We start from the raw sequence: 24136 nt of genomic DNA, 5'->3' as shown, positions 1-24136 counted from the left end.
CCGCATGAGGGGATCGCGCTTTTTTGGTTGGATTTGGATCGCTTCAAAGACATCAACGATACATTGGGACATTCGGCAGGCGATCAGGTGCTGATCGAAATGACCAATCGACTCAGTGCTCAACTCGGATCAGAAGAGTTTCTGGGTCGTACCGAAGGGGGCGCCTTTGTGATCGTCGCCGTCGGTTGCGACGTCCGGCGTGCCTCGTTGATTGCCAGCCATATTCAGGAGGTCGCCAGCAAGCTGATCGAAGTGTCCGGCTTCTCGCTGATCTTGTCTTTAAGCATCGGTATCAGTCATTACCCCGAAAGTGGTGAAGATAGAGAGATGCTGCTTCAGAACGCCAAAAGCGCCATGTATCGGATCAAGGCAGCGGGGGGTAACGATTACCTGTTTTTCAGCCCGGAAATGAATGTGATTGCGCGCGATCGCCTGCTTCTGGGCGCGGCATTGAAGCGCGCCATTGCCAGTGACCGTCTGCATTTGCAATATCAGCCACAATTGCAGTCCGACGGGGGCCAACTGTACGGCATGGAAGCGCTAATGCGCTGGACCGACCCCGAGCTGGGCGCAATATCCCCCGATAAATTCATCAGCCTTGCCGAGGAAATCGGCGAGATCGAAGTGATCACTCATTGGGCGCTTCGGGAAGCTTGTCGTCAGATGGCGGAATGGAAACGTCGTGGCATACCGGTGCCCATTGTGTCGGTCAATTTGTCACCGTTCAATTTTCGAAATCGCAGGCTGCCAGAGCTCATTGCCGATCTTCTGAATGAATACTCATTGCCAGGTGAATGCCTGACGGTCGAGATCACTGAAGGCTTGATGATGGACCTGACCCCGGAAACCCTGAATATCCTGCATGAAATTCGAGCGCTTGGGGTTGGCCTGTCGGTGGACGACTTCGGTACGGGCTTCTCCAGCTTATCGAGCCTGGCCAACCTGCCTGTCACCGAAGTCAAAATCGACCGCAGCTTCATCGACAAGTGCGCGCTGGAAAAACGGGCCCAGGCGCTGGTGACTGCCGTGATCGGTATTGGTCATGGTCTGGACTTGACGATTGTGGCCGAGGGTGTTGAAAACGAACCCCAGCGCCAGTTGCTGACAGAACTGCACTGTACGGTGCTGCAAGGTTATTTGTTTTCCAGACCACTATCACCTCACGACATACCCAATTGGATGAGCTCCCTACTTTGGCGATGGGCCAGCGTACAAAAGGACCCATGCACATAGGCGTTCTCAATCACGGGTAAACCCCTGAGGCACAGCCAAGCACGACACTGGGAGTAAGCCTGCTCATGATGTGGACGATACTTTTATCAGCAGGGCATAAACTTCACCTGAGCTCATCGTCCCGTATTTATTGGCTGCTACCTCAGGCGAGCGAGTTCTGTCACGCCCAAGTAAGAGGCATACCACATACTGTGTGCGCCCTGATGTCACATGACAGTGATGGCAGTCCTTCGACCACGAGGCTGGGTGCCCACCCCTTCCAGGTTGGCTGATCGAATACAGCGCCCACAGCACGGGGGCTGCGGCGCATGTCCCGTCACTTCGGGGCGACAGTGCAATAAATGTGGCATGCCACTTGCTTTTGTCTATGCGTGACGAGCTCAGGTATTCATAACGTGAGCCGCAAGCCGCCGATCGCGGTGTGATCTGGTCGATAACGATTCCGTTTCTGGACCTGGCCGGGACCGTGCCCGGTTTATTCGGATGCTTGGAAGGGTGAGACTGATGAACTGCAAAGAACACTTGAACCAACTGGATGCCCCGCTAGAGCCGGCTTTGCTCAACGACTGGCACGTAGTTGCCAGCAGCGAAGATGTGGTTGCAGGCACTTTGTACCCGGCAACGCTCTTTGGTCGCGACCTGGTGATCTGGCGCGACTCCAAGGGGCAAGCCTATGTTTGGGAGGATCTTTGCATCCACCGTGGCGCGCGCCTGTCCAAGGGCTTCATTGTCAGCGACAAAGTGGTGTGTCCCTATCATGGCTGGAACTATGACGGCACGGCCCAATGCACTTTGATACCGGCATCCCCCAATGAAACACCGATGAAGAAAGCCAAGGCAATTGCCCATCACGTCAAGGAGGCCTATGGACTGTTGTGGACCTGTATTGGCGAGCCGGAACATGAGATTCCAAGCTTTCCCGAGTGGGACGATGCCAGTTACAAAAAGGTCGTCTGTGGACCTTATACCTTCAAATCCGGCTATCGCGCTCTGGAGAACTTCATCGATCCGACGCACTTCCCCTTTGTGCATGCTGGCGTCAACGGCCTGATGGATAACCCCGATCCCATCGGACCTTATGAGGTGTGGGAAGAAAACGGTGGTTTGGCAACGTCCGAGGTCAAAGTCACTCAGCCCTATGGCGACCCTCGCGAAGTGCCGGTAATCGCCTACTACGCTTACACCCTACTGCGCCCAGGTGTTGCTTACTTCAAAAAGCGCCTGGTGATCTCCGACCCGGAGCGCGCCCATGAAGGCAACGAAGCAGACCGCTTCTGCACGTTTTTCACCATGCAGCAGGTCAGTGAAACCGAAAGCATCGTGCGTATCTGCTGCGCGATGAATTTCGATCCGCAACCCAGTGATGCCGATGTGCGCCGCCGTCAGGACCTGGTGTATGCCCAGGATGCCGCCATTGTCGACACCCAACGCCCAGAGCGAATTCCGACCGATCTGCGCAAAGAGTTGCACCACCGTACCGACTTGCTCGGCATGAAATATCGCGCTTGGTTACGCGGCATGGGCATCAACTATGGAACCGTCTGAGCCGATCTCCCATCGGGTACGGTTGGTCAGCATGCGCTACGGTGCGCCGGATATCGTGCTGTACGAGTTCGAAGCAATGGATCAAGCCGATTTGGCGCCTGTCGATGCCGGCGCTCACCTGGACGTGTTCATGCCCGGCGGGCTGGTACGCCAGTACTCCTTGCTGACGCCGCTGTGCGATGCGCGGCACTATGTGGTCGGTGTCAAACGTGAAGAAACAGGACGTGGCGGCTCGAAGTGGCTACATGACAGTGCCCGAGTGGGCCAGATTTTAGAGGTCAGCTCACCGCGCAATCACTTTGCACTGGTGGCAAGTGATGCTCCAGTGCTGCTGTTGGCGGGAGGGATCGGCATAACGCCCATCTACTCGATGCTGCAGACGCTTCGCGCCCAAGGGCGGACCGTTCATTTGCACTACTGGTGTCGCTCTGCCGAACATGTGCTGTTTGGCAGTGCCCTCAAAGACCAGGTAGATGTGACCTTGCATTACCCTGGCTCAGCAAGCACACCGCGCGCGTCGATGTCCGAAGTACTCGACGGGCTCGCTGCCGATACCGAGCTCTACTGCTGCGGACCTCAAGGCATGCTCGATGAACTGGAAAGCCTCGCCGCCACATTGGGCCATCAACGCGTGCATCTAGAGCGCTTTCAGGCCACGGCGCCAGCAGCGACAGCAGAGCAGGCGTTTACCGTAGTGCTGGCCAGGTCCGGCGGTGAGGTGCAGGTTAACCCAGGCCAAAACATACTCCAGGCATTGCTGGACGCAGGTGCGGACGTCCTCTATTCGTGCGAGCAGGGTATTTGCGGTGCTTGCGAGGTCAACGTCATCGACGGACAGCCAGTGCATTGCGACAGCGTGCGAAGCGCCGAAGAACACGCACGCCGAGGCAGCATGATGATCTGTTGTTCAAGCAGTGCTTCCAGCCGGTTGATACTCGATATCTAAGCAAATTATCGGTCCGCCCGGCGCTGATGTTCTTGGTTCCGTACGAAATGTTTTTGAGCGAAGGTCAGGCAAGGCGAAAACAGGCGAGGAAGCGGAGTTTACGGGTTGTAAATGAGCGTTCCGATCGGACTCGCGCACGAGCCTGTTTTCAACGCAGCATCACCGAGCGCAGAGACATTTCGTAGAGAACCTAACGCGCTATCCACTGCTTGAACGGTGACGTAGCCATGAATAAAAAGGGTGCGCAGTGCGCACCCTTTTATCGATCCAGGCTTTTGACTGTCTTAGCGACTCTCGCTACGTCGACGCAGCAAGCCCATGACGACCATGACCAACAGCGAAACCATGATCAGTAGCGTTGAGACCACCGCGATGACCGGCGTCAGATCCTGACGCAATGTCGTCCACATCTTGACCGGCAGCGTTTGCAAGGTCGGGCTGGCCATCATCACGCTGAGCACCACTTCATCCCAGGACGACAGGAAGGCGAACAAGGCCCCGGCGACGATCCCGTTGGTGATGCCTGGCAGCGTGACTTTGAAAAACGCCTGCAAGCGAGACGCCCCGCAAATAACCGCAGCGTCCTCGATGGACTGATCGAACAGCTTGAGTGAATTGATGACGGTAATGATCGTGAAGGGCAACGCGATCAAGACGTGACTGACCACAAACGCGAACAGCGTGCCGGTGAAGCCGAGTTTCAGGAACAAGGCATAGAGCGCCACCGCGATAATCACCACAGGTACGATCATGGGCAGCGTAAAAAACGCATAGAGCGCATTGCGCCCAGGAAACCGCCCCCTGACCAAGGCCACCGCAACCGGCAAACCCAGCGCGATTGCAAAGACAGTCGTCAGTAACGCGACCTTGAAGCTGACCCAGACCGACTCGATCCACTCCGGGTTGGCAAAGAACTGCCCATACCATTTCAGGGTCCAGCTCGGCGGTGGAAATACCAGCCACTGCGAGGAGCCAAACGACAACAAAACAATGAATACGATGGGCAGCAGCATGAACAGGGCAATCAAGGCGGTGGTCAGGGACAGTCCCCAGCGCACTTTTCGCCCCATTGCATTAGGTGTTAACAACATCAAAGCTACCTCGCGTTATGGGAATCCACCGGCGACTCGGGTTGCAGTTTCAAGTACAGGCAGAACAATGCCAGGGTAATCAGCACCAGCAACGCGGCACCGGCACTGGCCAATCCCCAGTTCAGGAACGACTGCACCTGCTGAATGATGAATTCGGGCAGCATCATGTTTTGCGCCCCACCCAGCAGCGAAGGGGTGACGTAGTAACCCAGCGACATGACAAACACCATCAAGGCACCCGAGCCCAACCCTGAACGACACAGCGGGAAAAACACACGCGTAAAGTTGGTCCATGGGCTCGCGCCACAGATAGCACTTGCCTGCAACACCGTCGGATCAATCGCCGCCATCGTCGCCTGCAACGGCAGCACGATGAAGGGCACCATGATGTAGCTCATTCCGATGACCACGCCCGTCAGGTTATTCACCATCTCCAACGGCTGATCAATGACGCCCAGCCCCAACAAAAACTTATTGACCACCCCCGTCGTCTGCAACAAGACCAGCCAGGAATAGGAGCGCGCCAATAAACTGGTCCACATCGAGAGCAGGATGATCGACAGCAACCAACGGCCCCAGCCGCGTGGCGCCAGGGTGATCGCCCAGGCCAGTGGGAAGCCCAGCAAAACACTGATCAGCGTGACAATCGCAGCGACCATGAAGGTATTGGACAGTACTCGCGTATAGGCCGAGTCATTGAACAACAACGCGTAGTTGCCCAGGCCTGGCGTCGGTTCCAGCACGCCACGCAGCAACAGGCCAATCAGTGGCATCACGAAGAACAGGATGAGAAACAAAAACGCAGGAAGCAGCAGCGATCCCTGCCGCAGGCCACGCCATCGCCTGACGATCCACGAAGCCTGATCATCAGCCACCGACGCAACCGTGCTGATGTCACTGCGGGTGATACCTGTGCCTGCTTTCATTTCGCTCTGGCGCTCCACGCTCACGTCACTCACCCTTCATTCCACCGAGCAGCAATTTCTGTTCCATTTCTATGATCGGTTTCTCGGTTGTCATGTCATCACCTACAAAACGCTTCTGTGGAATGTGTGTGAAGCAGTGTCGACCAAAAAAGGCCAAAAAGAGAGAACGTCGCGCCACCGCTCTGTGGTCGGCTTTATAAAAATCGTCTGGAACACGATATTATGGCATGCCAAAAAAATCCACAACCGATGGCAGATTATGCGCAGCTTTCTGCCTAATTTTTCACGCCATTCAGGAGCAATATTTTCAGATAATTGTGCTTTTTACCTCTTATATCCTGCCGATCTGATCTGCTGTGATGGCAGCCTCTACCGTCGAACATCCTATATTTATCGCAACTAAAACAAACAGATAGCGATTTATTAAACGCATCAAGCAGAGCCGCGAACGCGTTTCAACGGATTTACGCGAAGAGTCTTGAAAAGGGAATTTTTATGGATCAGACTATGGTATACCGTCATACAAGATACCCAACCATCCAGGACTCAAATCATGGCTTTCGAGATTCGTAAAATTGTCAGTTACCAAGAGGAAACGCTCATCGAAGGCGGCAAAGCTGCCATCCGCCCCGTGACCATGACCGGCCTGGCAGTGGTTCTCAAGAATCCATGGCTGAACCAGGGATTCGTCGAAGACTTGTCGCCGGTGATCAAGGCCAATTGCTCAGACCTGGGCGCACTGATGGTCGAACGTCTTACGACGCTCGTTGGCGGTGCCGCGACCATCGAGGCCTATGGCAAAGCGGCTGTGGTTGGCAGCGACGGCGAGATCGAACACGCTTCAGCGATCATTCATACATTGCGCTTTGGCAACCACTACCGTGAGGCCGTCCAGGCCAAGAGCTACCTGAGCTTCACCAATAAGCGCGGCGGCCCGGGCACCTCGATTCAGATCCCGATGATGCACAAGGATGACGAAGGTCTGCGCTCGCACTACATCACCCTGGAAATGCGGATCGAAGATGCGCCGCGTGCCGATGAAATCGTCGTGGTGCTGGGCTGTTCCAACGGTGGCCGTGTGCATCCGCGCATAGGGAACCGATACATCGACCTGCAAGAAATGGCTGCAGAAAAGACTCAGTGAACAATGGCGTTGCAGGAGCGATACATGATTCGGCTCATCGCTGAACGCACCCCGGCCGGCACCCATTATCGGGTAGCAGGTCATGGCCAGCCCGTGGTCCTGATCCACGGCGTGGGCTTGAATAAAGACATGTGGGGAGGCCAGTTTGTCGGCCTTGCCCCGCACTATCGCGTGATCGCCTACGACATGCTCGGGCATGGTCAAAGCCCTCGGCCTGATCCTCAAACCGGCCTGGCCGGTTATGCCGATCAGTTGGCCGAGCTGCTCGATCACCTGCAAATACCCAAGGCAACCGTCATCGGTTTCTCCATGGGCGGCTTGGTGGCACGTGCATTTGCCTTGCACTACCCACAAAGACTGTCGGCGATGGTGGTGCTCAACAGCGTCTTCAATCGCTCCATCGAGCAACGTGCCGGGGTGGCCGCCCGCACCAGCCAGGCCGCCGAACGCGGCCCGGATGCAAACGCAGACGCAGCCCTGGCGCGCTGGTTCAGCCCGGAATATCAGGCCGCCAACCCGGCGCAGATCGAGGCGGTTCGCCAGACCCTGGCCAACAATGACCCCCAAGGCTACCTGACGACCTATGAATTGTTCGCCACCCAGGACATGTACCGCGCCGAAGACCTGAGCACCATCCGCGTACCGACCTTGATCGCCACGGGTGAGCTCGATCAAGGCTCCACGCCGCTGATGGCCAGGCAGATGGCCGAGCTGATCGACGGCGCGCAGGTGGCTGTGCTGGCCGAACAGAGGCATATGATGGCGGTCGAATCGCCGCGGATGGTCAACCAGATGCTCCTGGAGTTTCTCGCCAGCGCGCAAACACTCCACAACCAAAAGGAGATTCGTGCATGACGCTTGTACGCTTGCAGATGTGTATCGATGGGCAATGGGTGGACGCGCTGTCCGGCAATGTATTCCAAAGCCTCAATCCGGCGCTGGCACAACCCTGGGCAGAACTCCCCGATGCTGACGAAGCGGATGTGGATCGAGCTGTGCAAGCGGCGCAACGCGCTTTTGAGAGTCAGGCCTGGAAAGGCTTGACCGCCACCGCACGCGGCAAATTATTACGCCGGCTGGGCGATCTGATCGGCGAGAACAAAGAGCGACTGGCGCAACTGGAGAGCCGCGACAACGGCAAACTGATTCGCGAAACCCGCGGCCAGGTGAGTTACCTGCCCGAGTTTTTCCACTACACCGCAGGGCTTGCCGACAAGCTCGAAGGCAGCACCCTGCCCTTGGACAAGCCCGACATGTTCGCCTACACGGTGCGCGAACCGATGGGCGTCGTGGCCGGGATCATCCCCTGGAACAGCCCGCTGTACCTGACCGCGATCAAACTGGCACCGGCTCTGGCGGCAGGCAATACCGTCGTCCTCAAGCCCTCCGAACATGCCTCGGCAACCGTGCTGGAACTGGCGCGCCTGGCCCTTGAAGCAGGCATTCCACCGGGGGTGATCAATATCGTCACCGGTTACGGGCCAAGCACCGGCGCAGCCCTGACTCGTCACCCTCTGGTGCGCAAAATCGCCTTTACCGGCGGCGCCGCCACGGCACGTCATGTGGTGCGCAGCAGCGCCGAGAACTTCGCCAAACTGTCGCTGGAGCTGGGCGGCAAGTCCGCCAACATCATCTTTGCCGACGCCGACCTGGACAGCGCAGTCAACGGCGCGATTGCCGGCATTTATGCCGCCAGCGGCCAGAGCTGCGTGGCTGGCTCACGGTTGCTGGTACAGGATGAAATTTTCGACGAGTTTGTCGAGCGCCTGATCGAGCGCGCCAAACGCATCCGGATCGGCGACCCGCAAGCGGACGAAACCGAAATGGGGCCGATGGCCACGGCTCAGCAACTGGCGATTGTAGAAAGCCTGGTGGCCGATGCACTGGCCGAAGGTGCGCGTCTGAGGCTCGGTGGCAAACGGCCGCAAATCGACGGTGGCGGCTGGTATTACGAACCGACCTTGTTCGAGTGCGACAGCAGTTCGATGAACATCATGCAGGAAGAAGTTTTTGGGCCGGTGGCCTCGGTCATGCGCTTCAAAGACGAAGCCCATGCCCTGGCCATCGCCAATGATTCAAGCTTCGGCCTTGCCGCCGGTATCTGGACCCGTGACCTGGGCCGCGCCCATCGCCTGGTCAGAGACATCCGCTGCGGTATTGTCTGGGTCAACATTTACCGCGCGGTATCAGCCATGGCACCGATTGGTGGTTTCAAAAATAGCGGCTATGGTCGCGAGAGTGGCATCGACTCGGTGCTGGACTACACCGAACTGAAAACGGTGTGGATCAACCTCTCGCAAGAACCGATGGCCGATCCCTTTATCATGCGTTGAGAGGCTGCCCGAAATGATCGAACCCGGTATTTACAAAGAGGTCATGGCCTCGTTTCCTTCTGGCGTCACGGTCGTCACGACCCTCGACGCGGCAGGCGACATCGTGGGCATCACCGCCAGTGCGTTCAGCGCCTTGTCGATCGACCCGGCACTGGTGTTGTTCTGCCCCAACTACGAATCAGATACCTATCCGGTACTGCGCGAGCGCAAGCGTTTCGCAATTCACCTGCTGTCTGCCGACCAGCAGATGGAGGCCTATGCGTTTGCCAGCAAAGGCAAGGACAAAGCCAAGGCAATTGAATGGCACCTGAGCGAACTCGGTAACCCGCTGCTAAAAAACGCCACGGCAATCATCGAGTGCGAGCTGTGGCGCGAATATGAAGGGGGTGATCATGCAATCATCGTTGGCGCGGTGAAAAACCTGATCCTGCCTGAAAAAGCCATTACGCCAATGCTCTACCATCGCGGCAAGCTCGGCGCCCTGCCTGCCTGAGTCAAAGGGCTGGCCAAGGAGGGTTGGCGCCTGGGATATCGGTGTATTACAAGGTCTGCAAGGATTTTCGCCCAAGGAATTTCACATGATAAACTCCGCCGCTGCCGGCCGATGCCGTATCTGCTTGCCTGGACTGCTATCAGCCAGCTTCGCAGTCGAGCGGGCTGTCCCGAAGCGACAACGCGCAGGGTCCGCGATACCGGGCTCTTGACACCACCCTATAGCCAGTCATTACCAGAGCGTAATTCATGAAACGTCCGCCACTCGACGACAGCTTCAAGATCAATCGCAACCCCGTTACCCTGCGCGAAATAGTGCTGGATAAGTTGCGCAGCGCCATCATGAACTTTCAGCTCATGCCCGGAGACCGTCTGGTAGAACGAGATCTTTGCGAACGCCTGGGCGTCAGCCGTACATCGGTGCGCGAAGCGCTACGCCATCTTGAATCCGAAGGCTTGGTGGAGTTTGCCGATTCCAAAGGACCGCGCGTGGCGATCATCACCCTTGAAGATGCCCGTGACATCTACGAACTACGCTGCGTACTCGAAGGCCTGGTCGTTCAGTTATTCACCCTCAACGCCAAGGCCAAAGATATTCGCGCCCTGGAAAAAGCCCTGGAAGTGAATCGCAAGACCCTCAAGGACGGCGAGTTGCAACAGGTGCTCGATTCGGTACAAGGCTTTTACGACGTTTTGCTAGAAGGCTCCGGCAACCGCGTCGCAGCGGCTCAACTGCGCCAGTTGCAGGCCAGAATCAGCTACCTGCGAGCCACTTCGGTGTCCCAGGAAAACCGTCGCAGCAACAGTAACGAAGAGATGGAAAGGATCGTGGAGGCGATAAAAACCGGCGACCCACTGGCCGCGCATCAAGCGTCCCTGGACCATGTCCGCTCCGCCGCCAAGGTTGCCTTGGACTATCTCAAGCTCAAGCAAGGCCAAAGCGCCAAGTTGCGTGAGATTGCCACGCCCATCGTCGTCAAAGAACCGCGCATAGGCCGCTGAAAAATGCCTGCCCCGCGCTTTTGCCCACAATGCGGCGGTGCCGGGTTGCAGCTACGACTTCCCGTGGGCGAAACCCATGAGCGTCTGCTGTGCGAACGTTGCGGTTACATCCATTACAGCAATCCGAAGATCATCGCCGGCTGCATCATCGAACAAGCCGGTCAATATCTCCTGTGCCAGCGGGCGATTGCCCCACGCCCCGGAACCTGGACCTTGCCTGCCGGGTTCATGGAAAGCGGTGAAACCACCGAGCAAGCCGCGCTGCGCGAAACCTGGGAAGAAAGTGGCGTAAGGGCAAAAATCGTTTCGCCCTACTCCATCTTCAGCGTCCCGCAGATCAGCGAGGTCTACATCATCTTTCGAGCCCAGGCGCTGGAAGTCACCCGCGACTTCGGCCCCGAAACCTTGGCCTGCCGGTTTTTCGCGCCCGCAGACATTCCCTGGGAAAGCATCTACTACCCAGCGATCCGGCAAATCCTCGAACGTTATATTCAAGAACGTGAGGCCGGCATCTATGGCATTTACATGGGCAACGACGCCACCGGCACCCTGCACTTCATGCGCTGAACCCGCATTCAGGGCACGCATCCCTCGACAATGACGATTTCAACCGCGGCAGCACCCTGGCGAAACTGGCACGCCTGCTGATATTCCTTTGAGTGGTAACAGGCCACGGCCTGATCGAAGGAATCAAACTCTATCACCACGCTGCGTTGCGGCGTTTCCCTGCCTTCCATTGCCTCGCTACGCCCGCCGCGTGCCAGCAACCTACCGCCATACAGTGCGAAAGCGGCCGGTGCGCGCTGCGTATAACCCACGTACTGATCCGGGTTCAGCACCTCGACATGAGCAATCCAGTAAGCCTTCATTTTTTATCCTTTTACCTGAGCTAAATCAATATTATGGTATGCCATAAAATGCTCTCTATCCAGAGAGATGATTTAACGGCCACGGTTGCTTGTACGACCCATTTATTCGCCCCAAAACGCTATAAAACCCGAGAGAATTCTTGCACAAATCTTGGAATACCATAATATGACATTCCAGTGATCGATCACCCTCAGATGCCTCTAAAAACGATCTGCACAACAGCCTCTGATACGGTCACTCTTTAAGGTCCATTGGACCTCTGCTCCCACAGTTGCGGGTGCCATTCACCCGCTCAAGCACATGAGTGAACGAGGGCATTGAAATGGTGTTGAACAGACGTGTGGTGATGGCATTGGCTGCGGGCGTTCTAACCTGCTCCGCCAACGCGGCAATGGCGGCGCAGAGTGTGAACTTCGTCAGCTGGGGAGGCAGCACTCAAGACGCTCAGAAACAAGCCTGGGCAGTGCCGTTTAATAAAACCACCGGCATCACCGTGGTTCAGGATGGCCCCACCGACTATGGCAAGCTCAAGGCAATGGTCGAAAGCGGCAACGTGCAGTGGGACGTGGTCGATGTGGAAGCAGACTTCGCACTGCGCGCAGCCAGCGAAGGTTTGCTGGAACCGCTGGATTTCACTGTCATTGATCGCACAAAGCTGGACCCACGCTTTGTCTCCGACCAAGGAGTAGGCTCGTTTTTCTTCTCCTTTGTGCTCGGTTACAACAAAGACAAGCTAGGCAGTGGCACACCGCAAGACTGGACGGCCCTGTTCGACACCAAGACCTACCCCGGCAAGCGCGCCCTGTATAAATGGCCAAGCCCTGGCGTACTCGAACTGGCCCTGCTGGCCGACGGCGTTCCTGCCGACAAACTGTACCCGCTGGACCTGGACCGCGCCTTCAAGAAGCTCGACACCATCAAAAAAGACATTGTCTGGTGGGGCGGCGGCGCCCAGTCGCAACAATTGCTGGCATCGGGTGAAGCCAGCCTCGGCCAATTCTGGAACGGTCGGCTCTATGCCTTGCAACAAGACGGTGCCGATGTCGGCGTGAGCTGGAAGCAGAACCTGGTCATGGCGGATTTCCTGGTCATCCCCAAAGGTTCGAAAAACAAAGACGCCGCCATGAAGTTTCTCGCCAATGCCGCCAGCGCCAAAGGCCAGGCTGATTTCTCCAATCTGAGTGCCTACGCCCCGGTCAACACCGACAGCGTGCAACGCCTGGATTCGGTGCTGGCGCCTAACCTGCCCACTGCCCACGTCAGCGACCAGATCACACTTGATTTTGCCTACTGGGCCAAGAACGGTCCGGCAATTGCTACACGCTGGAATGAATGGCTGGTGAAATAAACCGGGTCCAAAGTGATTTCATAGTGCCTTTCTCAACCTGATTCGGTCGACGGCGCTGGAACCCCTCCCCTTCACCCAGGCAACAGCGAGGAAAACCTCATGAGCGCCGTTATCAAAGAGCCCGAACAGCACAATCGACAGGCCTTGGTCAGCCTGCGCAACCTGAACAAGCACTACGGTGATTTCACCGCCGTTGCCAACATTAATCTGAATATCCAGGAGGGTGAGTTCCTCACCTTCCTGGGCTCCAGTGGCTCGGGCAAGAGCACCACATTGGCGATGCTGGCAGGCTTCGAAACCCCAAGCTCCGGCGAAATCCGCTACAAGGAGCAATCGTTGATCGACGTACCGCCGCACAAGCGCGGTATCGGTATGGTTTTCCAACGCTATTCATTGTTTCCGCACCTCTCAGTGCGCGACAACATCGGCTTTCCGCTGGACATACGCAAAACCGCCTCAGCCGAACGCGAGCGTCGCGTCACGGCCATGCTCAAACTGGTCCAACTGGAATCATTCGCCCATCGCCGCCCGGCCCAACTCTCCGGCGGCCAACAACAACGCGTGGCTATCGCCCGAGCGCTGGTCTATGAACCGCGCATCCTGTTGATGGATGAACCGCTCGGCGCACTGGATAAAAAACTTCGCGAAGAATTGCAGGATGAACTGCGTCACCTGCATCGACGCCTGGGCTTGACCATTGTGTACGTCACCCATGATCAGGAAGAAGCCATGCGTCTGTCTCAGCGCATCGCTATTTTCAGCCACGGCAAGATTGTCGCGCTGGGCAGCAGTTATGAGCTTTACCAGAACCCGCCCAACGCCTTCGTCGCCTCCTTTCTGGGCAACTCCAACTTTCTCAAACTCAAGACGCTAAACAGCACGGGCGCAAGTTTTGAAGGCCAGCCTCTGGCCATTCGCGAAACCGGCGCACTGCAAGCGGATCAGGACCTGTTGTTGATGGTACGCCCGGAAAAAGCCCTGGCGTTGAGTACCGAGCAAGCCCGGCGTGAACCCCTGCCCGCTGGCTGGAATGAAATATCAGCCACCGTGACAGAAGTCCTGTTCCTGGGCGACAGCCAAACCTGCAGCGTGGTGACCGCCAGCGGCGTCAACTTATCGGTGAAAGCGTTATCCACCGCCGGCATGCCCCTCAAGGCGGCTGATCCGGTTCGGGTGCGCTGGGCCGCGGCCAATGCCTGCGTCTATACCCAGTGGGCTGAAAGCGACCTGAACAAAGCGCCAGGCACACACTGACACACACTTGCTGGCCCCTTCCCGCGCGACGGGAGAGTTCAAGCCAGAGCACCTTAAATACCGAGGAAGGTCATGAAGTTTTCTCTATTTATTCATATGGAACGCTGGGATGAAACAACCAGCCACCGCCAACTATTCGAACAACTGACCGAATTGACACTGCTGGCAGAAGCCGGTGGTTTCCGCACGGTCTGGATCGGCGAACATCACTCGATGGAATACACCATCTCGCCAAGCCCCATGCCGTTGCTGGCTTACCTGGCCGCGCGAACGTCGACCATCCGGTTGGGCGCCGGGACCATTATTGCGCCGTTCTGGCACCCGCTCCGGGTAGCGGGGGAATGTGCCTTGCTCGACGTAATCAGCAACGGACGCATGGAAGTCGGCCTGGCCCGGGGTGCTTATCAAATGGAATTCGATCGCATGGCAGGCGGCATACCTGCCACCACAGGCGGCACCCATTTACGTGAAATGGTGCCGGTGGTGCGCAAATTGTGGGAAGGCGACTACGCCCACCAAGGCAACATCTGGAACTTTCCGACCTCAACCAGTGTGCCCAAGCCAGTCCAGCAACCGGGCCCACCCATGTGGATTGCCGCCCGCGACCCCGACTCGCATGACTTCGCCATCAAAAATGGCTGCAACGTCATGGTCACCCCGTTGATGAAGGGCGACGAAGAAGTGGTCGACCTCAAAAACAAATTCGAGACCGCGCTGGCCAATAACCCTGGCATCGAGCGTCCGCAATTGATGGTCCTGCGCCATACCCATGTGCATGCCGTGGATGACCCGCAAGGCTGGGAAGTCGGCGCTAAGGCGATTTCGAAGTTCTATCGCACCTTCGATGCCTGGTTCGGCAACAAGCAAACACCGGTCAATGGCTTCCTGGCACCCAGCCCTGAAGAGAAATTCAAGGATCGCCCCGAATTCGAGCTGGACAACATCCGCAAAAACACCCTGATCGGCACCCCGGAAGAAATCATTGCGCGCATCCGCTATTACCAGGAACTGGGTGTCGACGAATTCAGCTTCTGGGCCGACAACAGCCTGCCCCACGCCGAGAAAAAGAAATCGCTGGAGTTGTTCATCAGTCAGGTAATACCGAGTTTTCAATAATCCTTGGGGCTGTTCCTGTTTGGTTGTTAACCGCGTTGCTGGATCGAAAAGTCCGGCAGCGCTGTTCAGCTTCAACGCAATGTGTCACGACCCGGCGTGCGCTCGAAAATCGCACCTTCGATACCCAGCACTTCACGCGTATCGGAATAGATACCGATGCCTTTTTCCCAGACGTGTTTGATCGAGTTGTCGGCGCAGCGAATCCGATAATTGAGCTCGAACGGCACCTGCCGCGACAAGGCATATTGCACCTCGCGCCACACGTAATCGGCGTCGTCCGGGTGGATCAGGTTGTTGTAAGTGAAGTCATGGTTATCCACCAACCGCTCTGGTGCAAAACCGGTCAACTGCAAGCAACCGGCGCTGACAAACTCCATAGTCCAGTCGCGGTTGTTACGCCCGCGATAGATCAACCCCGGCACGCTGTCGAGCAGGCTCATGGCGCTACGTTGGCTGGCTTGCAGGGCGATTTCCCGACGCTTGTGCGATGTGATATCGCCGACGGCCAGATAGAAGCGCGCCTCAACCCGTTTGAGATTGATTTCAAACCAGCGCAGCCCTCCCGATGGGTGTACGAATCGCAGACGCTGGTTGAAGGAAGTCTGCGGCCGTTGACGCAATTCATCGAGCGCCTGACGCCACAGCGGTCGGTCCTCTTGATGAACGTAGTCGACGAGCATGCGCGGCGCAGCCGGTGTGTCCATCAGCTCAACCCAGGCCCTGTTGAAGCTGGCAATCTGGCCGCTGTCCTTGAGTTCAAGCAGTGCAACAGGAAATCGGTCCAGCAGACCGGGTGGTTGCATGTTCGGGCTCGGCACTGAGAGCAGCCTGCCTTTCTCCATCATTTAATGCCGCTCCTGCTTGTTGGCCGAGGCGAAATTATGCACCCATGCCGCCAGCTCAAGGCGCGAGTGCAGGTTCAGCTTCTGCAACAGACTTTTGACATAGATTTTCACGGTGCCATCACTGATACCCAACTCGCGACCAATCTGCTTATTACTCATGCCTGCGGCAATCAGCGCCAGCGTCTGCCCCTCGCGTTCGGTCAGGCTGCCGTCGGTGTCGAATTTTTTCTCCAGTACACGCTCAGGTTCAACCTGCCCCGCAAGTAACGAGACCAACATGTCATCCAGCACGATCGCCCCTCGATTGCAGTTGCGCATATAGGCCAACAGCGCATCGGGTTCGGTCTCCTTGAGCACATAGCCGTTGGCACCCAGACGCAACGCGGTCAGCAATTCACTGCGGTCCATTGAGGCGGTCAAGACCACTATCTGACAGCCCAGCCCCAGTTGCCTCAGCTCATCGAGCACCTGCAAACCGCTCAAGCCGGGCATGTGCAAATCCAACAAAACCTGTTGCGGTGCAAGGCTCATCGCCAGGTTAATACCTTCCCTGCCGCTTGCCGCCTGGCCCACCACCTCGAAGTCGTCACTGGCGGCAAACAACTGCGCCAGGCCCTTACGGAACAGTGGATGATCATCGATCAATAACAAGGTCGTGCTGTCCATCGAAGCTCCCTTGCGAATCGTCAGTGTTACAAAGCCCCAGATGCACGCGAACACCGTGAGGTCGGATCGGCTCGATAGATAACCGGGCGCCAATGCTTGAGGCGCGCTCGCGAATGATCGCCAGTCCGAAGTGATTTTCTTCCCCTGAAGCCGGCCTTAAGCCAATGCCATCGTCTTCCACGGACACCGACACTTCACCTTCCTGAGTCTGTCTGAGCTCGATGCGTACATGCCGGGCATGGGAATGGCGCACGGCATTGGTCAGCGCCTCACGAATGATCTGCAGAATCTGTAATTCGGTCTCCGGGTTCAGTGCATCGTCGGCCAGACGATTGTCCAGCTCGAACACGATGATGCAGCGCCGGGAAAACTCCGCGACCGAATCGGCCAACGCCTGGCGTAACGAACGCCCGTCCATGGTCAGCCGGGCGCTGGTGATCAACTCACGCACCTGACGTTGCAACTGGCTCAAGCCGCCGCACAACTGTGACAACGAAACGCTAACGTGCTCCGGGTCCTCGACTCTGGATTGCATCAACCGCGCTTGGAATGACAGGTAACCCAACTGCTGTGCCACTGAGTCGTGAAGCTCCTGGGCCAGTGCCCGATGTTGAGACGTCGCTTGTTTGCGTTGCTGCTCACGTTTATGTCGCAGCAATTGCACGGTCACCCCCACGGCCAGGGCAACTTCCTCCAACAGGTCTCGCAACGCCGTGCCAACCGGTTTTGCAGTGTCGAGCAACAGTACGCCCCTGCCCGTGGCCTCCTCATCCGGCAAGGTTTTGAGCAGCCGGTAGACGCCGCGCTGTCGGCAGGCTTTGCATTGCTGCGGCAAATCCGTCAGTGCAGCGCTGCGCCATGGGCAGTTCGCTTCGCTTTGGCATGCGTTGACCACGCCCCTGCGCGCCGGCCCGAAGTCTTCGTCGCCCAGTATCAGATTCAATCTGCAGGTTGGCAGCAGTGCCTCGAAACGGTCCAGAAATCGCGGCAAAGCACCGTCAGCGCGCACCAGGCATAACGGCAATTGAGCCAGTAGCTTGCGCACCTCGCGAATTTGCATGGGGGTGACGCGCCCAGACCAGCGTGCCCACCACTGCGTTTGTCCCAACACTGTCGTTAACACCCCGTTGCACAGGCAAGTCGTGGCAGAACAACGAGCAACTTCCATGCCCCGCAGGCCCGTTTCTCGCGGCCTACCCCCAAAGAGATACCTCTTTTTCCAGATTGAGCAAGAATTCCTTATGGGAAATTATCTTTCCCACGAAGAAGCCTCCCAGACTCCGAGCGACACGAACACATCAACCGACTGCCACCCAATGGACAGTCAAAACGCCAGCCACAAGGTCACCCAGGAAGCAATCATGACGGACAGAGCAACCGCCGCCCCCGCCAGCCCCCAGAGCCTGCCGGTCTATGGTCAACCGGCGCCACGGGAAGCTGCACGCCAACACATTGTGATCATGCAATCGGCCTTGGCCTGCGCGCCCTTTGTCGGCAACCTCGGGCAGCCTGTGGTGTTGAATGCCGACAACGCCGACTTCGTCCAACGCCTGGACACCGCACTCGATACCGCCACTGTTGGTAGCCATGTGTACCTGATGGGCGACGAAGCGTTCATCTGGGAGATGCACGCCAAGGCCAAAAAAGCCGGGCTTCTGGACGACGAGATCGACATGACGCTCTCTGCGGCCGGAGCACGCAGGGTCTACTGCGTTCATTGTGGCCTTACACAAATTGGCGGTCCGGCGGCTGAGCTGCAATGCGCCGGGTGCGGCATTCGGCTGGACGTGCGCGAGCACTTTTCAAAACGCCTCGGGGCCTATCTGGGCGTCTGCCAAAATGCCGATCAGCCCTACGCTGGGGCACGTCCATGAGCGCCCTTTTGCAGGTACGCGTCAGCGACGCCCGGATGCTCACGCCAGTGGTTCGCGAGTTCACACTGACGGCTGAAAACGGCGCACTGCCGGGCTTTTCTTCGGGCAGCCATGTTCAGGTCCATCTACCGCTGGGCGAACGCAGTCTGCGCAATGCCTATTCGCTCACCGGCGACCCGGCCGACACAAGCCAGTACCGAATCGCCGTGCGCTTGCAGGACGCCTCTCGCGGCGGTTCGCGCTATCTGCATCAACAGGTCGCGATCGGTGACATTCTGTCCATCTCGCCCCCCGCCAACCTGTTTGCCCCGCACTCGACTGCCCGCCTGCACATCCTCATTGCCGCGGGCATCGGCATCACGCCGTTCATGGCCTATATCAGCGCGCTGGAGAAGTCTCAAGCAAACGTAGAGCTGCATTACCTCTATCGACCCGGCCTGACCGACGCCTACGTCACGCAATTGCAGCAACGCCTTGGGGCACGGTTTCACGGTTATCCAGCCGGTTCGCACGTTGACCTGACGACGATCCTGAGCGACCGGCCTCTGGGCAGTCACGTCTACACCTGCGGCCCGCAGCGTCTGCTTGATGACGTATGCCAACACGCCACACGCCTGGGTTGGCCATCGAGCCGCGTGCATTGGGAAACCTTCAGCGCCGCGCAACCCGGCCAGCCCTTCGAGCTGACGCTGGCACGCAGCGGCCAGCGAATCCAGGTCAGCGCCGAGCAAAGCCTGCTCGAAGCGTTGGAGTCCGCTGGCCTGCAAGTGCCCAACCTGTGCCGTGGCGGGGTCTGCGGCCAATGCGCCACGCGCCACTTGCAAGGCGACATCGAACACCGCGACAACTTTCTGAGCCCTGCCGAGCAGGCCGAGTACCTCATGCCCTGCGTGTCTCGCGGGTGTGGCTCATCCGTTTTACTGGACCTATAGGGTCTGTTGCCCCAGGAGTTGACCATGTCCCTTCAATTCAGCCCCACACAGACCTACCGGGAAGCGTTCAGCTTTCGCAACAGCCCCAAGGCGATCAAACGCTTTCCCTTTCCGTTCCCGGAGGACAGCTACCTCTATTCGGTGAACATCGAACCGGCCAACGCCAAAGACCCAGGCTCAGTCTACGAACACTGGTTCGATATAGACGAGCATTACCCCTCGGAAATGGCTGAACGCGCTCTGGTGCTGGAGAAGGACCCTCAGCGGTGCCTGGTCATGCCGCACATGCAAGAAGCCGTCTGGGATGCGCTACAGATGCTGATGGAACACCTGGCCGCCGATTACCCGCAATGGTTTCAGCTGGACCGCGAGGCCAACCATTGGCACTGGCACAACCGGGCGCTGGGCATCGAGCAGTCGTTCATCTTTGGTGATGCCTCGACCCTGCCGTGTGAGCCGCTGGAGTTCATCACTCGTCAGGTTCAGGGCGATTTCGCACTGCTCGATCAGCGTGACGGTGATCTGTTCATGGACGCTGGCATGGTCACAAGCCCCGCTGACTGGTCGCTGGCGTTCGATGCCGGCATGAGCTTCAAGCAGTGGCATACGCCAGTGCCCATGGCTAACCAGATGGGGATTTTCGACCGGGCGCTGAAGTATTTGCTCGCAATGCAGGTGGGCCAGCCGGTACGCCGCCTGAACTGGACGCTGACGATCAATCCACGCCTGGATTCCTCCCCTGAAACCTTTCACGAATGGGGCGCCGACCGGGGTCGGGTGACAGCAGAGAACGCAGGCCGGTTGGTTCATCTGCGGGTCGAACTGCAATTCATGGCGCGCCTGCCGCGCAGCAACGGGCTGATGTTCAGCATCCGAACGTATCTGATCAGCATGGACGAGTTGGTCAGTCAGCCCGGTTGGGGTTGTCGCCTGCACCGTGTGTTGCGCGACTTGCCCGATCCCATCGCCGAATACAAGGGCATGAGCCGTTATCGGCAGACCTTGGTCGAGTGGCTGAGCCGCTTCGATCCGCAAGCCTGACCTCCCTTCTCTCTTTTCACTGCAAGGACCTTCACATGGCTCACTCATGGCGCATTTCTGCACTCGCCGACCGTCACCGCACGCTTGGCTCGACCCTGGAAGACTGGAACGGCATGGGCACTGCCTGGACCTATGAGACGGACCTGGCCGATCACCATGAGGCCATACGCACCCGTGCTGGTTTGATGGATGTATCCGGGCTGAAGAAAGTCCATTACGTCGGCCCCCACGCTGAAAGCCTGCTGCAATGGGCGACCACCCGAGACATCAGCAAGCTTTATCCGGGTAAATCGGTGTATGCCTCGATGCTCGATGACGACGGCAAGTTCGTCGATGACTGCATCGTTTATCGCACCGGCCCCAATGCCTTCATGGTGGTCCATGGCGCCGGGATCGGCCATGAAATGCTGGTGCGCTCATCCCAGGGCCGTCAGGTGGCTGTGCTGTTCGACGACGACCTGCATGACCTGTCATTGCAAGGCCCGCTGGCCGTGGACTTTCTCGCCGAGCACGTTCCGGGTATCCGCCAACTGCCCTACTTCCATCATCTGCAAACCCGGCTGTTCGACCGCCCGGTGATGATTTCGCGCACTTGCTATACCGGCGAACGCGGTTACGAAATTTTCTGCAAGGCGGCCGATGCCCCGGCCCTGTGGGACGAAATCCTTAGCCAGGGTGCCGGCATGGGCATCATCCCATGCGCCTTCACCGCGCTGGACTGGCTGCGGGTTGAAAGCTCGCTGATGTTCTTCCCCTACGACAACTCCCAGATGTACCCCTTCGCCCATGAAAAAGCGGGCGACACCCTCTGGGAAATGGGCCTGGACTTCACCGTTTCCCCGGAAAAACGCGACTTCAGGGGCGCCGAAGAACATTTTCGGCTGCGAGGCCTGGAGCGTTTCAAGATCACCGGATTGCTACTTGAAGGCGTACAGGCTGCCGAAGCTGGCGACACCCTGTGGCAAGGCGACCAACAGGTGGGCGTCATCACTTGTGGCATGTATTCGCGCCTGAGCAAACGCTCCATGGCCATCGCCCGCTTGAGCGTCAGTTGCTCGGTGCCCGGCATCGCCCTGCAAGTGCGTGGCAGTCGGCAAACCGCTGCCGTGACCCACGCCTTGCCTTTCGACGACCCACAAAAAACCAAACGCACGGCCAAAGGCTGATCGCGTAAGCACACTTGCTTCAGAGGAAACTCGATGGACACTTCACACGAACAGTACGTTCTCAAGATCAATTGCCCAGCCGCCTCAGGCATCGTCGCGGCGATCACGTCCTGGCTTGCCGGCCAGCACTGCTACATCAGCGAGCTGGCGCAATTTGACGACGAGTTCACCGGGCAGTTTTTCATGCGCGCAGTGTTCCGCTTCAACAAGGACATTGCAGGCGACATCGATGCGCTGCGCGAAGGGCTGAACGTGCTGGCCGGCGGCTTTGACATGCAATGGCAGTTGTTCTGCTCGACCCGGCCGACGCGGGTACTGCTGATGGTCAGCAAGTTCGATCACTGCCTGACCGACTTGCTGTACCGCCATCGCAAGGGCGAGATGGACATGCACATTACCGCCGTGGTCTCCAACCACCTGGACCTGCGAGCCATGGCCGAACGCGAAGGGATTCGCTTCATCTACCTGCCCGTCACCAAAGACACCAAGGCAAGCCAAGAAGCGCAACTGATGCGCATCGTCGACGAGACCCAGACCGATCTGGTGGTGCTCGCGCGCTACATGCAGATTTTGTCGGACGACCTGTGCAAGCAATTGTCCGGTCGCGCCATCAACATCCATCACTCCTTTCTGCCGGGTTTCAAGGGCGCCAAGCCTTATCACCAGGCGTATGAGCGCGGCGTGAAACTGATTGGCGCCACCGCTCACTACGTCACCAGCGATCTGGACGAAGGTCCGATCATCGAGCAGGAAGTTCAGCGGGTGGACCACACCCATTTGCCCGATTCGCTGGTCGCCATTGGCCGCGACACCGAAACCGTGGCGCTTTCCAAAGCCCTGAAATATCACCTGGAACACCGGGTCTTCATCAACCAGGACAAGACAGTGATTTTTCGCTGAGTGTCACTCCATTATTACGAGGCATGATCATGAGCTTACGTGTGGCAATCATCGGCGCCGGCCCTTGCGGCATGGCACAACTTCGAGCATTTCAGTCGGCGCGTGACAAAGGTGCCGAGATCCCGGAACTGGTCTGCTACGAAAAACAGAACGATTGGGGCGGTATGTGGAACTACACCTGGCGCACCGGCCTGGACGAAAACGGAGAACCGGTGCATGGCAGCATGTATCGCTACCTGTGGTCCAACGGACCGAAAGAGTGCCTGGAGTTCGCCGACTACACGTTCGAGGAGCACTTTGGGCGTCCTATCGCCTCCTATCCGCCGCGCGAAGTGCTCTGGGATTACATCAAGGGACGGGTGGAAAAAGCGGGAGTGCGCGACTACATCCGCTTCAACAATGCGGTGCGTCAGGTCAGCTTCGATGAGTCTACCCAGCGGTTCAGCGTGTCTGCCTACGATTACAACAGCGACACACTGACGTGCGAAGAATTCGACTACGTGATCAACGCCAGCGGCCACTTCTCGACCCCGCAGGTGCCGTATTTCGAAGGTTTCGAACAGTTCGGCGGACGCATCCTGCACGCCCATGACTTTCGCGATGCGCTGGAATTCAAAGACAAGGACATCTTGATCATCGGCAGCAGCTACTCGGCTGAAGACATCGGCTCGCAGTGCTACAAATACGGCGCACGCAGCATCACCAGTTGCTACCGCACAGCCCCCATGGACTACGTATGGCCTGATAACTGGGAAGAAAAACCGCTGCTCCAACGCCTGGAAAACAACCGTGCCTGGTTCATGGACGGCAGCAGCAAGCATGTGGATGCGGTGATTTTGTGTACCGGCTACCAACACCACTTCCCTTTCCTTACGGACGAACTGTGCCTCAAGACCGATAACCGTTTGTGGCCGATGAACCTGTACAAGGGTGTGTTCTGGGAACCCAACCCGCGCATGATTTACCTGGGCATGCAAGACCAGTGGTACTCCTTCAACATGTTCGATGCGCAGGCCTGGTATGTCCGCGATGTCATTTTGGGCCGCATCAAACTGCCCTCACACGCGGACATGGTCGCCGACAGCTTGCAATGGCATAAACGCGAGCAAACGCTGGAAACCAACCAACAGATGTTCGAATTCCAGGGCGCCTACATCCAGCAGTTGGTGGATGCGACCGATTACCCGAACTTCGATATCGCAGCCGTCAACGAAACCTTTCTGCACTGGAAACATGACAAAGCCGAAAACATCATGGGCTACCGCGACAAATCCTTTCGCTCACTGATGACCGGCACGCAATCGCCGCCCCACCACACGCCCTGGCTGCATGCGCTGGACGACTCGATGGCCGCCTATCTGGGTGAACCGCCGATGCCCATCAAGTCCGTTGGCTGACACCGGAGCCTCATC

Annotated in this window: 25 protein-coding genes; 19 read left to right on the top strand and 6 right to left on the bottom strand. The window is 57.8% G+C overall.

All coding sequences use genetic code 11. From position 1 onward, the window contains the following. The 3 genes from VGC62_RS00225 to VGC62_RS00215 all read left to right on the top strand — a co-directional run. The coding region (locus tag VGC62_RS00225; protein ID WP_331185091.1) for an EAL domain-containing protein at positions 1 to 1233 on the top strand (1233 nt) is incomplete at its 5' end. Positions 1234 to 1737: 504 nt separating this feature from the next. Next, entirely contained in the window at positions 1738 to 2778 is a 1041-nt protein-coding gene (locus VGC62_RS00220) for an aromatic ring-hydroxylating dioxygenase subunit alpha (protein WP_331185090.1), read from the top strand. Continuing rightward, the gene (locus tag VGC62_RS00215) at positions 2765 to 3724 is read left to right on the top strand and encodes a PDR/VanB family oxidoreductase (RefSeq protein WP_331185089.1); all 960 of its coding nucleotides are present in this window, start codon (positions 2765 to 2767) and stop codon (positions 3722 to 3724) included. The genes VGC62_RS00220 and VGC62_RS00215 overlap by 14 nt, the downstream gene beginning before the upstream one ends. Positions 3725 to 4008: 284 nt before the next feature. On the opposite strand, the gene VGC62_RS00210 is transcribed toward VGC62_RS00215, so the two are convergent. Together VGC62_RS00210 and VGC62_RS00205 are read right to left on the bottom strand one after the other, a co-directional pair. Then, positions 4009 to 4815 carry an ABC transporter permease gene (locus VGC62_RS00210; RefSeq protein ID WP_331185088.1) on the bottom strand — a complete coding sequence of 269 codons (807 nt, stop codon included), beginning with the start codon at positions 4813 to 4815 and terminating at the stop codon, positions 4009 to 4011. Positions 4816 to 4820: 5 nt separating this feature from the next. Next, complete coding sequence (locus VGC62_RS00205) at positions 4821 to 5741, bottom strand: ABC transporter permease (RefSeq protein WP_331185087.1); 921 nt, start codon at positions 5739 to 5741, stop codon at positions 4821 to 4823. Here VGC62_RS00205 and VGC62_RS00200 point away from each other — a divergent pair. From VGC62_RS00200 to VGC62_RS00170, 7 genes are all read left to right on the top strand, one after another. Continuing rightward, positions 5728 to 6144 (top strand): hypothetical protein, encoded by a 417-nt coding sequence (locus tag VGC62_RS00200; protein WP_331185086.1) that lies wholly within the window; start codon positions 5728 to 5730, stop codon positions 6142 to 6144. The two genes, VGC62_RS00205 and VGC62_RS00200, sit on opposite strands and share 14 nt — an antisense overlap. Positions 6145 to 6294: 150 nt before the next feature. After that, a complete protein-coding gene (locus tag VGC62_RS00195; RefSeq protein WP_331185085.1) occupies positions 6295 to 6885 on the top strand; it encodes an amino acid synthesis family protein in 591 nt (196 codons plus the stop codon). A gap of 24 nt (positions 6886 to 6909) precedes the next feature. After that, on the top strand, positions 6910 to 7740 hold the full coding sequence (locus VGC62_RS00190; RefSeq protein ID WP_331185084.1) for an alpha/beta fold hydrolase: 831 nt from the start codon (positions 6910 to 6912) through the stop codon (positions 7738 to 7740). Beyond that, positions 7737 to 9218 (top strand): aldehyde dehydrogenase, encoded by a 1482-nt coding sequence (locus VGC62_RS00185; protein ID WP_331185083.1) that lies wholly within the window; start codon positions 7737 to 7739, stop codon positions 9216 to 9218. The genes VGC62_RS00190 and VGC62_RS00185 overlap by 4 nt, the downstream gene beginning before the upstream one ends. 13 nt (positions 9219 to 9231) lie before the next feature. Beyond that, the gene (locus VGC62_RS00180; RefSeq protein WP_331185082.1) at positions 9232 to 9711 is read left to right on the top strand and encodes a flavin reductase family protein; all 480 of its coding nucleotides are present in this window, start codon (positions 9232 to 9234) and stop codon (positions 9709 to 9711) included. 248 nt (positions 9712 to 9959) lie between these two features. Further along, positions 9960 to 10712 carry a GntR family transcriptional regulator gene (locus tag VGC62_RS00175; RefSeq protein ID WP_331185081.1) on the top strand — a complete coding sequence of 251 codons (753 nt, stop codon included), beginning with the start codon at positions 9960 to 9962 and terminating at the stop codon, positions 10710 to 10712. A 3-nt stretch (positions 10713 to 10715) separates the two neighbouring features. Continuing rightward, positions 10716 to 11279, top strand: coding sequence for an NUDIX hydrolase (locus tag VGC62_RS00170; protein ID WP_331185080.1), 564 nt, complete (start codon positions 10716 to 10718; stop codon positions 11277 to 11279). Positions 11280 to 11287: 8 nt separating this feature from the next. On the opposite strand, the gene VGC62_RS00165 is transcribed toward VGC62_RS00170, so the two are convergent. Next, positions 11288 to 11581, bottom strand: coding sequence for a DUF1330 domain-containing protein (locus tag VGC62_RS00165; protein WP_331185079.1), 294 nt, complete (start codon positions 11579 to 11581; stop codon positions 11288 to 11290). Positions 11582 to 11904: 323 nt separating this feature from the next. Between VGC62_RS00165 and VGC62_RS00160 the strand changes: the two genes are divergently transcribed. From VGC62_RS00160 to VGC62_RS00150, 3 genes are all read left to right on the top strand, one after another. Beyond that, the gene (locus tag VGC62_RS00160) at positions 11905 to 12930 is read left to right on the top strand and encodes an ABC transporter substrate-binding protein (RefSeq protein WP_331185078.1); all 1026 of its coding nucleotides are present in this window, start codon (positions 11905 to 11907) and stop codon (positions 12928 to 12930) included. A gap of 99 nt (positions 12931 to 13029) precedes the next feature. Beyond that, the gene (locus VGC62_RS00155) at positions 13030 to 14184 is read left to right on the top strand and encodes an ABC transporter ATP-binding protein (protein WP_331185077.1); all 1155 of its coding nucleotides are present in this window, start codon (positions 13030 to 13032) and stop codon (positions 14182 to 14184) included. A gap of 72 nt (positions 14185 to 14256) precedes the next feature. Continuing rightward, positions 14257 to 15300, top strand: a complete 1044-nt coding sequence (locus VGC62_RS00150) for an LLM class flavin-dependent oxidoreductase (RefSeq protein WP_331185076.1) — start codon at positions 14257 to 14259, stop codon at positions 15298 to 15300. A gap of 71 nt (positions 15301 to 15371) precedes the next feature. Here the strand turns inward: VGC62_RS00150 and VGC62_RS00145 are convergent, their stop codons facing one another. From VGC62_RS00145 to VGC62_RS00135, 3 genes are read right to left on the bottom strand one after another with little or no spacing between them, the layout of a single operon-like run. Next, positions 15372 to 16142 (bottom strand): PAS domain-containing protein, encoded by a 771-nt coding sequence (locus VGC62_RS00145; protein ID WP_414705715.1) that lies wholly within the window; start codon positions 16140 to 16142, stop codon positions 15372 to 15374. Positions 16143 to 16145: 3 nt separating this feature from the next. Further along, entirely contained in the window at positions 16146 to 16811 is a 666-nt protein-coding gene (locus VGC62_RS00140) for a response regulator (protein WP_331185074.1), read from the bottom strand. Next, on the bottom strand, positions 16780 to 17871 hold the full coding sequence (locus tag VGC62_RS00135) for a sensor histidine kinase (RefSeq protein ID WP_331185073.1): 1092 nt from the start codon (positions 17869 to 17871) through the stop codon (positions 16780 to 16782). The genes VGC62_RS00140 and VGC62_RS00135 overlap by 32 nt, the downstream gene beginning before the upstream one ends. 301 nt (positions 17872 to 18172) lie before the next feature. Here VGC62_RS00135 and VGC62_RS00130 point away from each other — a divergent pair, with 301 nt between their 5' ends. The 6 genes from VGC62_RS00130 to VGC62_RS00105 are packed head-to-tail and all read left to right on the top strand — an operon-like array spanning position 18173 to position 24121. Further along, positions 18173 to 18685 carry a dimethylamine monooxygenase subunit DmmA family protein gene (locus VGC62_RS00130; protein WP_331185072.1) on the top strand — a complete coding sequence of 171 codons (513 nt, stop codon included), beginning with the start codon at positions 18173 to 18175 and terminating at the stop codon, positions 18683 to 18685. After that, positions 18682 to 19617: a PDR/VanB family oxidoreductase gene (locus tag VGC62_RS00125; RefSeq protein ID WP_331185071.1), complete on the top strand. Its 936-nt coding sequence runs from the start codon at positions 18682 to 18684 to the stop codon at positions 19615 to 19617. Before VGC62_RS00130 ends, VGC62_RS00125 begins: the two co-directional genes overlap by 4 nt. Before the next feature lie 24 nt (positions 19618 to 19641). Further along, on the top strand, positions 19642 to 20658 hold the full coding sequence (locus tag VGC62_RS00120; RefSeq protein WP_331185070.1) for a DUF3445 domain-containing protein: 1017 nt from the start codon (positions 19642 to 19644) through the stop codon (positions 20656 to 20658). A gap of 35 nt (positions 20659 to 20693) precedes the next feature. Further along, positions 20694 to 21824 carry an aminomethyltransferase family protein gene (locus tag VGC62_RS00115; RefSeq protein ID WP_331185069.1) on the top strand — a complete coding sequence of 377 codons (1131 nt, stop codon included), beginning with the start codon at positions 20694 to 20696 and terminating at the stop codon, positions 21822 to 21824. 33 nt (positions 21825 to 21857) lie between these two features. After that, positions 21858 to 22724 (top strand): formyltetrahydrofolate deformylase, encoded by an 867-nt coding sequence (purU, locus tag VGC62_RS00110; protein ID WP_331185068.1) that lies wholly within the window; start codon positions 21858 to 21860, stop codon positions 22722 to 22724. A gap of 29 nt (positions 22725 to 22753) precedes the next feature. Continuing rightward, positions 22754 to 24121 carry an NAD(P)/FAD-dependent oxidoreductase gene (locus VGC62_RS00105; protein WP_331185067.1) on the top strand — a complete coding sequence of 456 codons (1368 nt, stop codon included), beginning with the start codon at positions 22754 to 22756 and terminating at the stop codon, positions 24119 to 24121. The last annotated feature ends 15 nt before the right edge of the window (positions 24122 to 24136 follow it).

The sequence above is a fragment of the Pseudomonas sp. genome (assembly GCF_036404235.1).
Lineage (GTDB): Bacteria > Pseudomonadota > Gammaproteobacteria > Pseudomonadales > Pseudomonadaceae > Aquipseudomonas.
The sequence above is the reverse complement of the archived record's forward strand: the minus strand, read 5'-3'. Positions and strand labels throughout refer to the sequence as shown.

Bases quoted from the DNA above. Each gene is read 5' to 3' on its own strand.
- VGC62_RS00170 (WP_331185080.1), top strand. From the start codon at position 10,716: ATGCCTGCCCCGCGCTTTTGCCCACAATGCGGCGGTGCCGGGTTGCAG.
- VGC62_RS00190 (WP_331185084.1), top strand. From the start codon at position 6,910: ATGATTCGGCTCATCGCTGAACGCACCCCGGCCGGCACCCATTATCGG.
- VGC62_RS00165 (WP_331185079.1), bottom strand. From the start codon at position 11,581: ATGAAGGCTTACTGGATTGCTCATGTCGAGGTGCTGAACCCGGATCAG.
- VGC62_RS00180 (WP_331185082.1), top strand. From the start codon at position 9,232: ATGATCGAACCCGGTATTTACAAAGAGGTCATGGCCTCGTTTCCTTCT.
- VGC62_RS00130 (WP_331185072.1), top strand. From the start codon at position 18,173: ATGACGGACAGAGCAACCGCCGCCCCCGCCAGCCCCCAGAGCCTGCCG.
- VGC62_RS00220 (WP_331185090.1), top strand. From the start codon at position 1,738: ATGAACTGCAAAGAACACTTGAACCAACTGGATGCCCCGCTAGAGCCG.
- VGC62_RS00160 (WP_331185078.1), top strand. From the start codon at position 11,905: ATGGTGTTGAACAGACGTGTGGTGATGGCATTGGCTGCGGGCGTTCTA.
- VGC62_RS00135 (WP_331185073.1), bottom strand. From the start codon at position 17,871: ATGCAAATTCGCGAGGTGCGCAAGCTACTGGCTCAATTGCCGTTATGC.
- VGC62_RS00125 (WP_331185071.1), top strand. From the start codon at position 18,682: ATGAGCGCCCTTTTGCAGGTACGCGTCAGCGACGCCCGGATGCTCACG.
- VGC62_RS00215 (WP_331185089.1), top strand. From the start codon at position 2,765: ATGGAACCGTCTGAGCCGATCTCCCATCGGGTACGGTTGGTCAGCATG.
- VGC62_RS00105 (WP_331185067.1), top strand. From the start codon at position 22,754: ATGAGCTTACGTGTGGCAATCATCGGCGCCGGCCCTTGCGGCATGGCA.
- VGC62_RS00205 (WP_331185087.1), bottom strand. From the start codon at position 5,741: ATGAAAGCAGGCACAGGTATCACCCGCAGTGACATCAGCACGGTTGCG.
- VGC62_RS00145 (WP_414705715.1), bottom strand. From the start codon at position 16,142: ATGGAGAAAGGCAGGCTGCTCTCAGTGCCGAGCCCGAACATGCAACCA.
- VGC62_RS00120 (WP_331185070.1), top strand. From the start codon at position 19,642: ATGTCCCTTCAATTCAGCCCCACACAGACCTACCGGGAAGCGTTCAGC.
- purU (WP_331185068.1), top strand. From the start codon at position 21,858: ATGGACACTTCACACGAACAGTACGTTCTCAAGATCAATTGCCCAGCC.
- VGC62_RS00155 (WP_331185077.1), top strand. From the start codon at position 13,030: ATGAGCGCCGTTATCAAAGAGCCCGAACAGCACAATCGACAGGCCTTG.
- VGC62_RS00185 (WP_331185083.1), top strand. From the start codon at position 7,737: ATGACGCTTGTACGCTTGCAGATGTGTATCGATGGGCAATGGGTGGAC.
- VGC62_RS00175 (WP_331185081.1), top strand. From the start codon at position 9,960: ATGAAACGTCCGCCACTCGACGACAGCTTCAAGATCAATCGCAACCCC.
- VGC62_RS00210 (WP_331185088.1), bottom strand. From the start codon at position 4,815: ATGTTGTTAACACCTAATGCAATGGGGCGAAAAGTGCGCTGGGGACTG.
- VGC62_RS00140 (WP_331185074.1), bottom strand. From the start codon at position 16,811: ATGGACAGCACGACCTTGTTATTGATCGATGATCATCCACTGTTCCGT.
- VGC62_RS00195 (WP_331185085.1), top strand. From the start codon at position 6,295: ATGGCTTTCGAGATTCGTAAAATTGTCAGTTACCAAGAGGAAACGCTC.
- VGC62_RS00150 (WP_331185076.1), top strand. From the start codon at position 14,257: ATGAAGTTTTCTCTATTTATTCATATGGAACGCTGGGATGAAACAACC.
- VGC62_RS00115 (WP_331185069.1), top strand. From the start codon at position 20,694: ATGGCTCACTCATGGCGCATTTCTGCACTCGCCGACCGTCACCGCACG.